This window comes from Nitrosomonas eutropha (assembly GCF_003201195.1).
GTDB classification, from domain to species: Bacteria; Pseudomonadota; Gammaproteobacteria; order Burkholderiales; family Nitrosomonadaceae; genus Nitrosomonas; species Nitrosomonas eutropha.
This window is the reverse complement of the sequence record NZ_QICQ01000007.1, coordinates 60,757-75,367: the sequence shown is the minus strand read 5'-3', so window position 1 is coordinate 75,367 and position 14,611 is coordinate 60,757. Positions and strand designations below refer to the sequence as shown.

12 protein-coding genes and 1 tRNA gene are annotated in these 14,611 nt (G+C 46.4%); 8 read left to right on the top strand and 5 right to left on the bottom strand.

The features are described from left to right. Positions 1–38 precede the first annotated feature (38 nt). The 3 genes from ileS to C8R14_RS04135 form a co-directional block, all read right to left on the bottom strand. Positions 39–2,846: an isoleucine--tRNA ligase gene (ileS, locus tag C8R14_RS04145; RefSeq protein ID WP_011634491.1), complete on the bottom strand. Its 2,808-nt coding sequence runs from the start codon at positions 2,844–2,846 to the stop codon at positions 39–41. 1 nt (position 2,847) lies between these two features. Further along, on the bottom strand, positions 2,848–3,825 hold the full coding sequence (locus tag C8R14_RS04140) for a bifunctional riboflavin kinase/FAD synthetase (RefSeq protein WP_011634492.1): 978 nt from the start codon (positions 3,823–3,825) through the stop codon (positions 2,848–2,850). 111 nt (positions 3,826–3,936) lie between these two features. After that, a complete protein-coding gene (locus tag C8R14_RS04135) occupies positions 3,937–4,368 on the bottom strand; it encodes a group III truncated hemoglobin (RefSeq protein WP_011634493.1) in 432 nt (143 codons plus the stop codon). 266 nt (positions 4,369–4,634) lie between these two features. On the opposite strand from C8R14_RS04135, the gene C8R14_RS04130 reads away from it, so the two are divergent. From C8R14_RS04130 to C8R14_RS04095, 8 genes are all read left to right on the top strand, one after another. Then, on the top strand, positions 4,635–6,779 hold the full coding sequence (locus C8R14_RS04130) for an ABC transporter substrate-binding protein (protein ID WP_011634494.1): 2,145 nt from the start codon (positions 4,635–4,637) through the stop codon (positions 6,777–6,779). A 9-nt stretch (positions 6,780–6,788) separates the two neighbouring features. After that, positions 6,789–7,766, top strand: a complete 978-nt coding sequence (locus C8R14_RS04125) for an ABC transporter permease (protein ID WP_011634495.1) — start codon at positions 6,789–6,791, stop codon at positions 7,764–7,766. A gap of 131 nt (positions 7,767–7,897) precedes the next feature. Next, positions 7,898–9,553, top strand: a complete 1,656-nt coding sequence (locus C8R14_RS04120; protein ID WP_011634496.1) for a sensor domain-containing diguanylate cyclase — start codon at positions 7,898–7,900, stop codon at positions 9,551–9,553. Positions 9,554–9,601: 48 nt separating this feature from the next. Continuing rightward, the gene (locus C8R14_RS04115) at positions 9,602–10,546 is read left to right on the top strand and encodes a DnaJ C-terminal domain-containing protein (RefSeq protein ID WP_011634497.1); all 945 of its coding nucleotides are present in this window, start codon (positions 9,602–9,604) and stop codon (positions 10,544–10,546) included. 2 nt (positions 10,547–10,548) lie between these two features. Continuing rightward, positions 10,549–10,854: a chaperone modulator CbpM gene (locus C8R14_RS04110; protein WP_011634498.1), complete on the top strand. Its 306-nt coding sequence runs from the start codon at positions 10,549–10,551 to the stop codon at positions 10,852–10,854. A gap of 87 nt (positions 10,855–10,941) precedes the next feature. Continuing rightward, a complete protein-coding gene (locus C8R14_RS04105) occupies positions 10,942–11,805 on the top strand; it encodes a DUF2914 domain-containing protein (RefSeq protein WP_011634499.1) in 864 nt (287 codons plus the stop codon). A gap of 16 nt (positions 11,806–11,821) precedes the next feature. Continuing rightward, positions 11,822–12,361, top strand: a complete 540-nt coding sequence (locus C8R14_RS04100; RefSeq protein ID WP_011634500.1) for an NUDIX hydrolase — start codon at positions 11,822–11,824, stop codon at positions 12,359–12,361. 76 nt (positions 12,362–12,437) lie between these two features. Beyond that, positions 12,438–12,514 (top strand) — tRNA-Met (locus C8R14_RS04095). A gap of 1,364 nt (positions 12,515–13,878) precedes the next feature. Here the strand turns inward: C8R14_RS04095 and C8R14_RS04090 are convergent. Both C8R14_RS04090 and C8R14_RS04085 read right to left on the bottom strand, forming a co-directional pair. Then, positions 13,879–14,364 carry a hypothetical protein gene (locus tag C8R14_RS04090; protein WP_011634501.1) on the bottom strand — a complete coding sequence of 162 codons (486 nt, stop codon included), beginning with the start codon at positions 14,362–14,364 and terminating at the stop codon, positions 13,879–13,881. Beyond that, positions 14,354–14,611, bottom strand: a complete 258-nt coding sequence (locus C8R14_RS04085) for a DUF7940 domain-containing protein (protein ID WP_011634502.1) — start codon at positions 14,609–14,611, stop codon at positions 14,354–14,356. Before C8R14_RS04085 ends, C8R14_RS04090 begins: the two co-directional genes overlap by 11 nt.

Sequence of the window (14,611 nt, the reverse complement as noted above, 5' to 3'; positions counted from 1 at the left end):
GCACCCCTATATATTTTCCCAGTGATTCTTCACAGGAATCAGGCATAGCGCCGGTGTTCACCAGGCCCCGAAAGATTGCTCACACAACGACTACACAGTGATGGATGTTCAGCAATCGACCCCACATCCTGCCGATAATGCCAGCAACGCTCACATTTCTGATGAGAACTGGCAGTTACAATAATTGTTTCTTTAGTAGCCTTATCTACATGCTGCAAATGGACTTCAGACGTGATCAGTACGAATCTGAGATCGTCTTCCAGCGAATCGAGCAATGTATAGTTTTCCCCGATTGTGCAAATTTCTACTGTAGCAGCAAGTGATGAACCAATTTTTCCCTGAATACGCGCATCTTCCAGTTGTTTCAACACCCGAGCGCGCAACTCACGCAACTGCTGCCAGCGCTGGATCAGAATTTGCGCATCTCCCGGCTGCTCCGGGAAACGATGCCAGGTATGCAAAAAAATACTGTCATCCGTCGATCCACTCAGTTGCTGCCAGACTTCTTCTGCAGTAAAGCTCAGCGCTGGTGCAAGCAGACGTGCGAGACTGTGCACTATGTGATAGAGCGCACTCTGGGCAGAGCGTCGTGGAATCCCATCCATCATCGTGGTATAGAGACGATCTTTGAGGATATCCAGATAGAACCCTCCCAGATCTTCGGAGCAAAAATGATGTAACCGGGCAACCGCCTGATGGAATTCATAACGTTCATAAAGCCGGATAAGCTCATTCTGCAATGCTTCAGTATAGACGAGCATGTAACGGTCAATTTCTATCCATTCCTGCGGTGGCAATGCATCTGTAACCGGGTCGAAATCAGCCAGATTGGCCAGTAGAAAACGCAGGGTATTGCGGATGCGTCGATAGGTTTCAACCGTGCGCTTAAGGATTTCATCGGAGATGGACAATTCTCCGGAGTAATCGGTAGAAGCTACCCACAGCCGCAAAATATCAGCACCGAGCGTATCAGCAATTTTTTGCGGAGCAATGACGTTACCTTTCGATTTACTCATTTTGTAACCTTGCCCATCCACTACAAAACCATGCGTAAGCAGGGCAGAGTAAGGCGCATAGCCGTCAATCGCACACCCTGTCAGCAGCGACGACTGAAACCAGCCACGATGCTGATCAGAGCCCTCCAGGTAAAGATCAGCCGGGTGCTTTAACTGTGGATTCGTTTTTAGTACAGTTTCATGCGTGGTGCCAGAATCAAACCAGACATCCAGTGTGTCTGTCAGCTTTTGGTAATGTTGTGCTTCTTCTCCCAGCAACTCAGCCGCATCAAGGCTAAACCATGCTTCAATCCCCTGTTGCTCAACCAGATCGGCCACTTTCTCCAGCAACTCCTGCGTCTGGGGATGCAATGCATGCGTTTCCTTGTGGATAAAAAAGGTCATCGGCACTCCCCAGTTGCGCTGGCGAGAAATACACCAGTCAGGGCGGTTCCCAATCATTGCTTCCAACCGCGCCCTGCCCCATGCTGGATAGAAACGGGTGAGTTCCACTGAATGAATAGCAAGGTCACGTAATAATTTTTCGGGAGAGTGCGAATCAGCGGATTGCTGCATACCAATAAACCACTGCGGTGTCGCACGGAAAATAATTGGTGTTTTATGGCGCCAGCAGTGTGGGTAACTGTGCTCAATTTCTTCCACATGCAACAGATGGTCATCCGCTTGCAGTGCATCAATTACAACAGCATTGGCTTTCCAGACAAACAACCCGCCAACCAGTGGAATTTCCTCCCGGAATTTACCGTCCCCCTTGACCGGGCTATCACTGGGCAACCCATACTGCTGGCCAACAAAATAGTCGTCCAGGCCGTGCGCAGGTGCGGTATGAACAAGACCTGTACCGGCTTCCAGCGTTACATGTTGTCCGCAGATTATTTTAACGGTGCGATCTGCAAAAGGATGGTGTAAGGGCAACCCCTCCAGTGCCTGCCCCTTGCAAGTTGCCATTACCTGCCCTTCAAGCTGGTAACGGGCAAGACAAGTATCTACCAACTCGGAAGCCAGCAACAGCCACCCCTGGGCGGTACTGATCAGACTGTACTCGAACTCGGGATGTATACATACCGCCTGATTAGCAGGAAGCGTCCACGGCGTCGTCGTCCAGATCACGGCAAGAATACGGGTACCATCTGGAATCTGTATATGCATTGCCGCGGCAAGCTGGTGATAAGCATCCTGCTCGTTTGCCACTTCAAAGCCAACATCAATCGCTGGCGAACGCTTGTTTTCATACTCCACCTCAGCTTCTGCCAAGGCTGAGCCACAGTCGATACACCAGTTGACCGGTTTTTGCCCCTGATAAAGATGACCATTGCGATAAATTTTCCCAAGCGCACGGATAATGCCAGCCTCAGTTGCATAATTCATCGTAAGGTAAGGATACTCCCAGTCACCCAGTACCCCTAGTCGCATGAAATCAGCTTTTTGTCGATCTACCTGTTGCTGCGCGAAAGCTCGGCACAGCTTGCGCACCTGATCCGCCGGCAAATGTTTGCCATGCTTCTTCTCAATCTGGTGTTCGATGGGCAGACCATGACAATCCCATCCTGGAATATAAGGTGCATCAAAGCCAGACAAAGTTTTACTCTTGACAACGATGTCCTTGAGGATTTTATTGACAGCGTGGCCGATATGAATATCACCATTTGCATAGGGTGGACCATCATGCAGAATAAATTTCGGCCGTCCCTGACTGGCAGCCCTGATTTTCTGGTAAAGATTTTTTTCCTGCCAGGCCTTGAGCATGACGGGTTCACGCCGAGCCAGATCTCCACGCATAGGAAAAGGCGTATCAGGCAGGTTTAGTGTTTTTTTATAATCGTTCGTCATATCAGCAATCCAGGCAAGCTGTTGCATGCATGGAAGAATCCATTTGGGAAAAATAGGCTTTGGCGTGGACAACGTCCTGTTCCATTTGTTTCACAAGCGTTTCCATATCAGGGAATTTTTCCTCATCTCTGAGTTTTTGCAAAAACTCGATTCGCAACCGTTGCCCATAAATATCTTCATCAAAATCAAACAGATGTACTTCAAGTACGGGCTGGGCATATTCGAGAACAGTTGGCCGAACTCCCAGACTGGCCACTCCCCTCACCCGTTGTGTAAAACCGGAGCCATTACGCCAACTTGCTTCCACCACAAAAATACCATTTAACAACGGATGATGATCTTTTAGTTGAATATTAGCGGTTGGAAATCCCAGTTTCTTCCCCAGCTTCAAACCATCCACAACTCGTCCGCCCATGGTGAAAGGACGCCCAAGGAGTTCTGCTGCCAAATCAAGATCATCAGACGCTAACGCATGACGAACTGCCGTACTTGAAACTCTCAATTCATCCAATACAACCGGGGACATTACCTCTAGCTCCCTCCCGCCTGATTCCGAAAATAATTTCTGCAACAAGGCAACATCTCCCGATCGCCGGGCACCAAAGCAAAAATCCTCTCCTACCAGCAACCAGCAAACGTTCATTTCCTGCAACAAAATGCGTGTAACAAACAATTCTGCGCTGATTTTCGCAAATGCATGATTGAAACGATAAATCTGAACTCGATCCACACCCAGACTCGCCAGCAGCTCGAGCTTTTCACGCAGATTTGTCAATCGAGCAGGGGCACGATCAGGCATAAGAAGCTCCCTAGGATGCGGCTCAAATGTCATAACGCAGGATGCAGCCCCCAAACGACGCGCTGCTCGCTTCAATCGCGCAATCATCGCCTGGTGGCCAAGATGAACACCATCGAAATTCCCTATAGTCAGCGCAACTGGCTCCTCCTTGCTGGCTGCAGCCCGCCTGGTTATACGCATGCCAATAATTCGATGACTGATCGACCGGAAATATACTCTGGTTGGATAGCTACCTCGTGACAGCCTGATGACTGTTCCATGACGATCTCAGTAGCGTAGATTTATTATTTTTCATACTTCTACAGCATCAAGACCAACCGGCTCACGATGCGGGAAATGACTCATCTGATAGCCCATCCAGAGGCGTCCGGCGATAAATTCAGCGACGGTATCTGCGTGCTGTTTCAGATCCGGATTCCCCAGTTCATGGGTCGTTTCCCGGAAAAGCTGCAGCCAGCGTCTAAATAATGCTGCGCTGAGCTCAGGTAAAGCAACATGCTTGGGCATGGGCGCACCACGAAAACGGCTGGTGCCACGTAACTGTGCTGACCAGAAATTGATCATCTGCACAAAATGTGCATCCCAATCAATCACATGCTCCTCAAAGATGGGGCCCAATGCAGCATCTTTTCTCGCCTTGGCATAAAATTCGTGCACCAGTTTTGAAACTTCTTCTTCGGTATACAGATCGGGACTAGGTTCCGGGATAGGACGAGGTATCATGACGTTGTGTTTAATATATTTGTTGGATTAAAGTTCGCGCATATCAGATAGTTTGAATAATGATCCGACAGCCTGAAACGACCATTTTCTCATATTTGCAATATAGCTTCGAGTCTTTGTATATAGCCCCGATGTTATTTAACCTCTCTCAATTGTTCATGAAAAGAAACTGGATACGGGTAATTGACGCGAATTACCTTTCTGTACTGGCCGGCTTCTACCTGAAAATGAAACTTAATAAAATAATATGCCAGATCAGCTTGTTAATGCCGTGCCTGATACTATCCGGTTGTTCAGATGTCTGGAACAATCCATACCCGGATTCGGACTCTGGTAAAAACATTCTTTACAATGCTTTTGCTGAGCGTCCCAAACACCTGGATCCCGTACAGTCGTACAGTTCGAATGAAATCCTGTTTACCGCCCAGATTTATCAACCCCCCTTGCAATACCATTTCTTGAAACGACCGCTGACTCTGATTCCTCAAACAGCCAGCAAAATGCCCGTTGTAAGCTATCAGGACGACAATGGCGTGCAACTGCCTCCCAATTCGGCTGGTGCTCATGTCGCCTACTCTGTTTATGAAATCACCATCAGATCCGGTATTTTTTATCAACCTCACCCGGCATTCGCGCAGGATAAGCATCAACACCTGCTTTATCATGCATTGACTCGGCAGGATATACAGACAGTCCAAAAAATCAGTGATTTTGAGCATACAGGAACACGAGAACTGATTGCCGATGACTTTATCTACCAGATCAAGCGACTGGCCCATCCTCGACTGCACTCCCCTATCTTTGGCTTGATGGCAGATTACATCATAGGGCTGCGCGAATATGCTGAAACTTTAAGAGATCAAGATAAAACCCAACCCCAAAACAGCTTCCTGGATTTACGCAAATTTCCTTTGGCCGGAGTCGAGCGGATAGATGATTACACTTACCGTATTCGTATCAAGGGTAAATATCCGCAATTTATCTACTGGCTAACCATGGCATTTTTTGCACCAGTTCCATGGGAAGCCGATCACTTCTTCTCACAACCGGGTATGGCCGAGAAGAATTTTACACTCGACTGGTACCCGGTTGGAACCGGTCCGTACATGCTAACTGAAAACAACCCGAACCAGATTATGGTGCTGGAGCGCAACCCGAACTTCAAGGGCGAGTACTATCCGGATGAGGGTATGCCGGAAGATATGGAAAATGGCTTGCTGCGTGATGCCGGCAAAGCATTGCCATTCATAGATAAAATCATATTCAGCCGTGAAAAGGAAAGTATTCCCTACTGGAATAAATTTTTACAGGGATATTACGATGCCTCCAGTATTGGCTCGGACAGCTTTGATCAAGCGGTACAGATAACCGGACAAGGTGAAGCGGCCATCACTGAAGAAATGGAGGCGCAAGGTATTCGTCTTGGAACAGAAGTAGCCCCATCCACCTATTACATGGGATTTAATATGCTTGATCCGGTGGTAGGTGGCCGTACTCCTGAGGAAAAAGCGGCAGCGCGCAAACTGCGTCAGGCCATTTCTATAGCCGTCAATTATGAAGAATTTTTGACCATCTTTGCCAATGGCCGTGGTATTGCTGCGCAAGGTCCCATTCCACCGGGCATTGAAGGCTATCATGAAGGTGAAGCAGGCATAAATCCGATTTCCTATGAATGGCATAACGGGGAAGTTCGGCGCAAATCAATCAAACAAGCACAAGCATTGCTTGCAGAAGCCGGTTATCCCGGGGGGATCAGTCGTAGAACCGGTAAACCGCTTGTACTGTATTATGACGTCACAGCACGTAGCGCAGATGACAGATCAATCATGGACTGGATGCGAATGCAGTTTCAGAAACTCAATATCCAGCTGGTAGTACGCAGCACCGATTACAATCGTTTCCAAGACAAGATTCGCAAGGGGAACGCACAGATTTTTGAATGGGGCTGGAATGCAGATTATCCGGATCCGGAAAACTTTCTGTTTTTATTGTACGGGCCGCAGCGCAAAGTGGATAACAGTGGTGAAAATGCGGCCAATTACGATAATGCTGAATACAATCGGCTGTTCGAGCAGATGAAAAATATGGAACATGGCCCAGAGCGTATACAGATTATTGATCGGATGGTTGCTATTTTACGAGAAGACGCTCCCTGGCTATGGGGTTATCATCCAAAAATCTTCGCTTTGTACCATGCCTGGTATCAGAATGTGAAACCTAACAGAATGGCGTACAACACAATCAAATATTACCGGATCAACCCTGAATTACGTGATCAGAAGCGCCATGAATGGAATACGCCGGTAGTATGGCCAATTGGCATAGGAATAGTATTATTGATAATTATTCTATTCCCGGCGCGAGCAGCTTATCGCCGTAAAGAACAGCACAGAATATTGAAAAACAGATAGCTTGATTCAATGCTAAATTACATTATTCGTCGGCTGTTTTATGCGATTCCGATACTTGTCGGCGTCAATCTCATCACATTTGCACTTTTCTTTGTAGTGAACACTCCTGACGATATGGCTCGCATGCATCTGGGGACGAAACACGTTACAGAAGAAGCTATCTGGAAGTGGAAACAAGAACATGGCTACAACAAACCCCTGCTCTACAACAACGTTGCTTACGGAATCGAGAAATTCACCGACACTATTTTTTTTGAAAAATCCGTTTCGATGTTTGCTTTCGATTTTGGCCGTGCCGATGACGGGCGTGATATCGCTCATGAGATTCAATCACGCATGTGGCCCAGCCTGGCTATTGCGTTGCCTGTATTTCTGCTCGGGTTACTGGCCTACATTACTTTCGCATTGATAATGGTTTTCTTTCGGGCCACCTACATTGATTTTTGGGGCATCGTCCTGTGTGTCATGCTCATGTCCATCTCTAGCCTGTTTTATATCATTGCCGGCCAATTTTTGATCGGCAAGCTATGGCACCTGGTGCCCATATCCGGATACGCCAGCGGGCTGGATGCCACCCGCTTCCTTTTGTTGCCCATTATTGTGGGTATCATCAGCAGTGCCGGCGCCAATACGCGCTGGTATCGCACCCTTTTCCTGGAAGAAATCAATAAGGAATATGTACGTACTGCCCGAGCCAAGGGATTATCGGAAAATATAGTATTGTTCAGGCATGTGCTCAAGAATGCAATGATCCCCATATTAACCGGGGCAGTTGTCGTCATTCCGCTGTTATTTCTTGGAGGACTGATTACTGAATCATTTTTTGGTATTCCTGGACTGGGCAGCTACACCATTGACGCTATTCAATCACAGGATTTTGCAGTAGTACGCGCAATGGTATTTCTGGGATCATTGTTGTATATCACAGGATTGGTACTGACAGATATTTCCTACACCTTTGCAGATCCAAGAGTACGATTAGAATAATTATTTTTTTCTGTTGCTTGACCTCCTTTTCTCCGAGTAAATGACGATACTGCTGTAATTGGCATGAAATGCTGGCTGTAATAAATATCAAGCAATACTATTTTTATCACTTTATGATGGTTTAACTCATTTTGAGACTGGTTCTGTACAGTATAAAAAGCAAGATTGTAATTTTTGCTGTGATTGCCACTTTGTTGCCTACAATCAGCCTCAGTCTATTGTCATTCAAGCAGAATGAAGCGCTGATTAGCGACAGCGTTACCCGTGAACTGCGCATACTTGCTGACAACACCAATCGCCAGCTGGATCAATGGGCAGAAGAAAATATGCTTGCCATCCGCGCATTATCAACATCTAGCCCCGTTATTGAGGGATTGACTACTTTAAAACAGTTTTCAGATAGCAAGAGTGCTAGTGCCGTAAAGCAGACGCAATCTGTCATGGCCAGTTATTTGCGCTCGGTACAGATAAAGCTAGATGAAGTACTTGAATTAACTGTTTTTGATGCCACCCGAAAAATTGTGGCAAGCAGTAGTACTAGTACGCCTGAGGTACGCGAACCCCCTGAACAATGGACGCATACCTCCCTTACTTCGGGAACCATTGCCATCCCTCCCGCCTGGAACGATCGTTTTGCTACAGCAACTATTAGTATTATTTATCCAGTGCTGTCGTATGACAGCCAGTTAATAGGCGCTATCGCTGCCACTCTGGATTTGGGAACCTTCGAAAGCAGATTGGCTGAAATCAAGAAATTTTCGTCAGGTGAAATTGTCCTACTGGATCAGCATGGCAAGGTATTGCTGGGTAGCGCCCCCGGCGTTGATCACCAGGCAGTATTAAGCCCGCATCAATGGGAATTAATTCAGATGTTCGATGAACCAATATCCTATGATGGATTATCTTATCCAAAAGCAATCGGCTTGGCCCATACATCAGAAAATATTCCCGTAACGATCCTGGTAGAGCAGGATCACAGTGCCATACAAGCTGCATGGATAAAGTTACGTAATCGTTTTCTTGAGTTTGTCAGCATACTTATCATTATTGTAACCGCCGTAGCCTTGTATATGGGACATTCTATTGTTACACCGCTGAAACAGCTGATCAACGCAGTAAAAGGGATCGTAGAAGGAAATTTGGATATTTATCTGCCAGCCAAGCGAAGAGATGAAGTTGGGCAGCTTACTGATATATTCAATCAAATGACGAGGGCATTACGCAACAAGCATATAGAAATCATGACTGCCAATCAGGCTATGCAGCAACAAAACCAACTACTGCAAAAACTCTCAATCACGGATGGTCTGACGGGCCTGTATAACCGCACAAAACTCGATACCATCCTGTCAGAACAGCTAGCCAGATTCAAACGCCACGACCGCCCCTTCTGCCTGCTGATGATAGACATTGATTATTTCAAAACCATAAATGATAAACTTGGCCATATTGTGGGCGACAGGATTTTGGTCACGGTAGCTTCCGTCCTGCTGAAATCGATCAGAACAATAGACTATGCCGCACGTTATGGGGGGGATGAATTCGTGGTTATTCTGACTGAAACTAACTCCAGTGCAGCGATCAAAACAGCAGAACGGATCCGGGCCGAAGTCAACTCTGCCTGCCTTGCATTCAAGGAGCATCCAGCCCACATTACTCTGAGTATCGGTATTACCCAAAGTTACTACGATGATATAACGCCGAATGATCTGATTGCTCGCGCAGATGCGGCGCTGTATGAAGCCAAAGAATCCGGGCGTGACCGGGTACACTGTGCTGATGCATAACACTCTAGCCGGCTTCAACATAACTTACTCCATCCGGACACAATAGAAATGGAATATAAGGATTATTATCAAATTATGGGCATTCCGCGCGATGCGACACAGGACGATATCAAGCGGACGTATCGTAAACTGGCGCGCAAATACCACCCTGATGTCAGCAAAGAATCGGAAGCTGAAACACGTTTCAAAGAGATTGGTGAGGCATACGAAGTACTTAAGGATCCTGAAAAACGGGCCGCCTACGATCGTCTGGGGACACGCTGGAAAAGCGGACAGGAATTTCAACCCCCACCTGAATGGGATCAGGGATTTGAATTTCATGGAGGTGAATTTACACAATCGGCAGCTTCACAATTCAGCAGTTTTTTCGAAGCGCTATTCGGGAGAAACCAGGGTGGTCAGCGGCATAGTAATCAGGGATTCAACCTGCAAGGAGAAGATTCCCATGCAAAAATTTCGATAGACCTGGAAGATTCCTTTAATGGGGGTGTTCGCAGCCTGACTCTGCAACACACGGAACCCGGCCTGGACGGAAGGCCACACATTCGGGAGCGCACATTAAATGTTCGTATACCCAAAGGAATACAGCAGGGGCAGCATATTCGGCTGGCCGGCCAAGGAAGCCCCGGGGCAGGCCGAGGCAAGGCGGGTGATCTATATCTCGAAATTGTATTTAAGTCTCATCCACACTTTAGCGTGGAAGGTAAAGATATTTTCATGGAGTTGCCTGTCGCGCCCTGGGAAGCTGCGCTGGGCACCACCATCCCGATTCCAACCCCTACCAGTAAGGTTGATCTAAAAATTCCAGCCAATTCCCGTTCAGGCCAAAAATTGCGCTTGAAAGGACGCGGAATCCCGAGCACATTACCGGGTGATCTATATGTAGTTTTGCAGATTGTTTTGCCTCCTGCTGATAGTGAACAAGCTCGAACACTTTATCGCGAGATGGAGCAGAAACTCGCATTCAACCCGCGAGCCAGATTCAATATTTGATTATGACATATATGGAACACGGCATATTAAATGGCATTATTATTGAAGAAAGTGAAGGGATTTCACTGCTTGAGCTCTGTCAGATTTGTAAAGTCGATACTGAATGGGTAACAGCACTGGTGCATGAAGGCATTCTCGAACCTGTTGGAGCTAAACCGGAACACTGGTTTTTCAGTGGAATTTGTTTGAGACGTGTGTTAATTATTAATCGCCTGCAGCATGATCTGGATATTAACCTAGCAGGTGCTGCGCTAGTGGTGGAGCTGTTAGAAGAAAGGGATGCTCTGCTTGCTAAAACTAATTTGTAATCGCTCGTAATTGTATTAAAAGCAGTCTCATAGAACTACCAAGTCCTTATTGAACAGCTGGTTAATTTCATACAATACCCGATCGTTATGTCCAATACCCAGTTAAAAATTCGTATCCGGCTAGATCAGCCAATTGATCACTCTGCAGCTGAGCAAGACTTGCTGAAACTGGCGAAAGAACCTGTATTACCAGCCCCTCCCCTTGTGTATGTATATAACTGGCCCAGAATTATTGGTGCATCGCTGGTACTGTTGCTTGTATTGGCAGTGCTTTTCTGGCTGGCTTCAGACTGGATATCTGGCGATAAAGAATCCGGGATAAATCCAGCCAAAATATCCTCATCAGCAGTACTTCCAGCCAATCCCGATATTCCCCCTGTTCCGGCAGCACAATCCGTTTCAGCCATAACCGAGCTTTCGTCCAGCCAGTCATCCGGGAGCAATCCAGGAGCCGATGAACTCGCTGGTATACATACCGAACCTGAGCATATCGAAGATATACCCAGTCCGATATTTGATTCAATTTCTGCAGCCACATCGGATCCACCAATCAAACCAGGAACCAAGCCTGGTGCCACTGCTTTTCAATCCTCAGAAAGTGGTGCACAAAAAATCAATTATCCTGTTGGTCTGGTTAAAGCACAACTGACTTCAAATATCCGACAAAGAGCTCCGGTTGATGACATCAACCGGATTTCACTCGCGGGAAAGTCAAGCCGACCAATCTTCCTCTTTTTACATTTTAATAAATTCAAAGGTGGAAAAATATTTATCAATTGGTACTATCGTGATAAACGTGTCGCCAAGGTTATGCTTCCGGTTAGCAATAATGACTGGCGCACTTATTCCAGCAAGGTACTTAATCAGAACAGATTGGGTTCGTGGCGTGTTACAGCCACGGATCAATCAGGCAAATGGCTTGCCGAATTTAAATTCAGAGTAACACGTTAATCACATCTTTCCAGACATGAAATTCTGTAGCGAGTGTGGCAGTAAAGTAGTTTTACGTATTCCGGAAGGTGACACATTGCCACGCTACATCTGTTCAAACTGTCACGCCATCCATTATCAGAACCCAAAAGTAATTGTTGGGTGTATTCCAGAATGGGAAAATAAGATTCTGTTATGTAAACGAGCAATTGCACCTCATCGAGGCAAGTGGACATTGCCCGCAGGATTCATGGAAAATAATGAAACTCTGGCTCAGGGTGCAACGCGGGAGACTTTCGAAGAAGCCAATGCCCGAGTAGAAATTCGCGAACTCTATGCAATTTACAGTCTGCCGCATATCAGTCAGGTTTATCTTTTATTCCAGGCAAAATTACTGGATCTTGATTTTTCCCCGGGAATTGAGAGTCTGGAAGTCAGGCTTTTTGGAGAACAGGAAATTCCTTGGGACGATATCGCTTTTCGTGTAATTCATGATCCACTAAAACGTTATCTGAAGGAACGACAGCACGGACAACCTGAGCCTCACATGGGAATAATCGACAAACGCCAAGATTAACATTGATTAATTGTTTAGTCTCAAGAAATTATTATTTGACTAAAATCAATTTATACTTTAAAGTTGTGGGCTCAGTCGCGGGGTGGAGCAGTCTGGCAGCTCGTCGGGCTCATAACCCGAAGGTCGTAGGTTCAAATCCTGCCCCCGCAACCACTTTATTCCTCTCAAAACCTCAAATACATCGATACGACTTATAGAGTCGATAACGTTTGTGTATCCTTACAGGACGACTCGCCGGTAGTTTACGATCAAGGAGCCTTGGCTCACCAAACATTTAATATCTTTTCTGCTGTTTTTTATCAAACTCAGATTTACATCAGACTTGTAATTTCTTCCGATCTAGCCACTTATTATTTATAAGTTATGCCTGTTTGATGATATTTGCAAGATTATTCTGCTTACTCCCAATAACTCTCATGCTGTTTCTCAAAAATTTCTTCGAGTACACACCCCGAATCTAAATGTTTGCCAATACGCCCGGAAGACGTGATCAACTAGAGACTGACAGATAGCCAGGAAAAATTCAGGCCACAAACAGATAAATACCTGTAATTTCACCACTTCTGATTATTAGTTGCTGTATTTAATACACCCTTGACTTGCCTGAAGAAAAGAAAATGACGAGGTATTTGTCGCAGGCTTGCTTGACTAACTTGCACTTACTGAAGCACACGCCTAGAAGCTCTGGGTAAATATAATGGCAATTAAAATAATCTGAACTAACACCCTAAATGAATGAAAAAATTTTGAATCAGCTAGCTAGCACTGGCACTACGAGGCAGAATCATCAGGTGATAAAGGCAGGACATAAAGCAGCCCGGCCATGCAAGCGTTATCATGACAAAGATATATGATTGGAGACAGGAAGGGTGATGAAACTGCCCCGACAAAATAGCAGTTTGTGAAAATACCACAAAAAGAAGAACACATACAACCATTTGATTAAAATGGCTCCCCGACCTGGGCTCGAACCAGGGACCTGCGGATTAACAGGCCACTGTTATTCAGTTGCAAATCAGAAGTATATCTTTAAAATCTATTCCGCAATTATTGAAACATGACCACCCTGAAATGCCCTATCCATGCGGGTCAAAAATTTATTGCGGAAATGTTTTCATCGTTTTGTTGAGGCCAACAGAACGATTTAATTCTCGATAATTGATAAAAGAAATCCCCCGCCATCGAGGAGCTAATGACAGGGGATTGAGGGATCCTGATCTAAAGGGAGGAAAGACAGGATCAAAAAATAAATGACACGACTATCTTAACCTTCAACTATTTCAGGATTGTTACAAACCAAGGAAAGTTCAATTTTGCGTGGCTCTCCGTAAAGGAATCCCCTGCCACCAGGGGGTGATGGCAGGGGCAGATGCTGTCAAATGACAGCTATCAAGAAGGAGCGTGAGTTGCCTCACGCACAACCATGTTATTCCTTATCAAGAACTATTATCATCCGTAATGAAGGGTGTTTACTCCCTTTATCTGCGTTATGAAATCCGTACTTTTATGGCAAGGCACTAATCCTGATGCCTGAAAGTTGACATTGATTGAACTGCCAAGTAATCCTTGACGGTTGCCTGCAACCCCCGGATCTGTTCGTTTGCGCGATCCAGGTCTCCGCCTAGTCGGATAATTTCTGCTGCAACTCTATCAAGATCGACTTCGATCTCTCGATCCCAGTCGGCTGATCCGTTGGTGGCTGCATCAACTGCTGCGGGGGTGGCGGCAACCTTGGGCACTGCTGGACAGCGTTTGACGCGCAGCCTGTCGTAGTCAGCAGTAGTATCAGCAATAATGGTATTGAGCTTCGTAAGCCGCTTGTCGTAGTCATTGGATACCTCGTTTATTCTGTTGGCCATCTTGCGTTCCTGCTGAGCAGCAGCGACTCTTGCAGCAGCAGTTTGTGCTTCCAGCCTTGCATCCTTGTACTGCCCGCATAAAAAAGCCCCGCTCGCCAATCCGACAAGCAGGGCAATGGTGGCAGCGGTTAAACTACTCGGCATAAAGATCATCCTGTGCCTGCTCGTACAATTTACGCTGGCGAATCAGTTTGGCCGGAATGGATGCAATGACCAACGACAAGCCAAAAGCACGGATCCACTCGACCGGGAAAGATGCTTGCACTTCGATCGGCAGGCTGCGCCAGATCTCCATCAGCTCAGGCGCGAATGCCACGATCGATGATCCCGCTGCTACCATCCAAGTTGATATTTGCTTCCACCAGGTACGCCAACCAGAAATTAATTCCAT

Bases quoted from the DNA above. Each gene is read 5' to 3' on its own strand.
- ileS (WP_011634491.1), bottom strand. From the start codon at position 2,846: ATGACGAACGATTATAAAAAAACACTAAACCTGCCTGATACGCCTTTT.
- C8R14_RS04140 (WP_011634492.1), bottom strand. From the start codon at position 3,825: ATGCGTATAACCAGGCGGGCTGCAGCCAGCAAGGAGGAGCCAGTTGCG.
- C8R14_RS04135 (WP_011634493.1), bottom strand. From the start codon at position 4,368: ATGATACCTCGTCCTATCCCGGAACCTAGTCCCGATCTGTATACCGAA.
- C8R14_RS04130 (WP_011634494.1), top strand. From the start codon at position 4,635: ATGCCGTGCCTGATACTATCCGGTTGTTCAGATGTCTGGAACAATCCA.
- C8R14_RS04125 (WP_011634495.1), top strand. From the start codon at position 6,789: ATGCTAAATTACATTATTCGTCGGCTGTTTTATGCGATTCCGATACTT.
- C8R14_RS04115 (WP_011634497.1), top strand. From the start codon at position 9,602: ATGGAATATAAGGATTATTATCAAATTATGGGCATTCCGCGCGATGCG.
- C8R14_RS04110 (WP_011634498.1), top strand. From the start codon at position 10,549: ATGACATATATGGAACACGGCATATTAAATGGCATTATTATTGAAGAA.
- C8R14_RS04105 (WP_011634499.1), top strand. From the start codon at position 10,942: ATGTCCAATACCCAGTTAAAAATTCGTATCCGGCTAGATCAGCCAATT.
- C8R14_RS04100 (WP_011634500.1), top strand. From the start codon at position 11,822: ATGAAATTCTGTAGCGAGTGTGGCAGTAAAGTAGTTTTACGTATTCCG.
- C8R14_RS04090 (WP_011634501.1), bottom strand. From the start codon at position 14,364: ATGCCGAGTAGTTTAACCGCTGCCACCATTGCCCTGCTTGTCGGATTG.
- C8R14_RS04085 (WP_011634502.1), bottom strand. From the start codon at position 14,611: ATGGAATTAATTTCTGGTTGGCGTACCTGGTGGAAGCAAATATCAACT.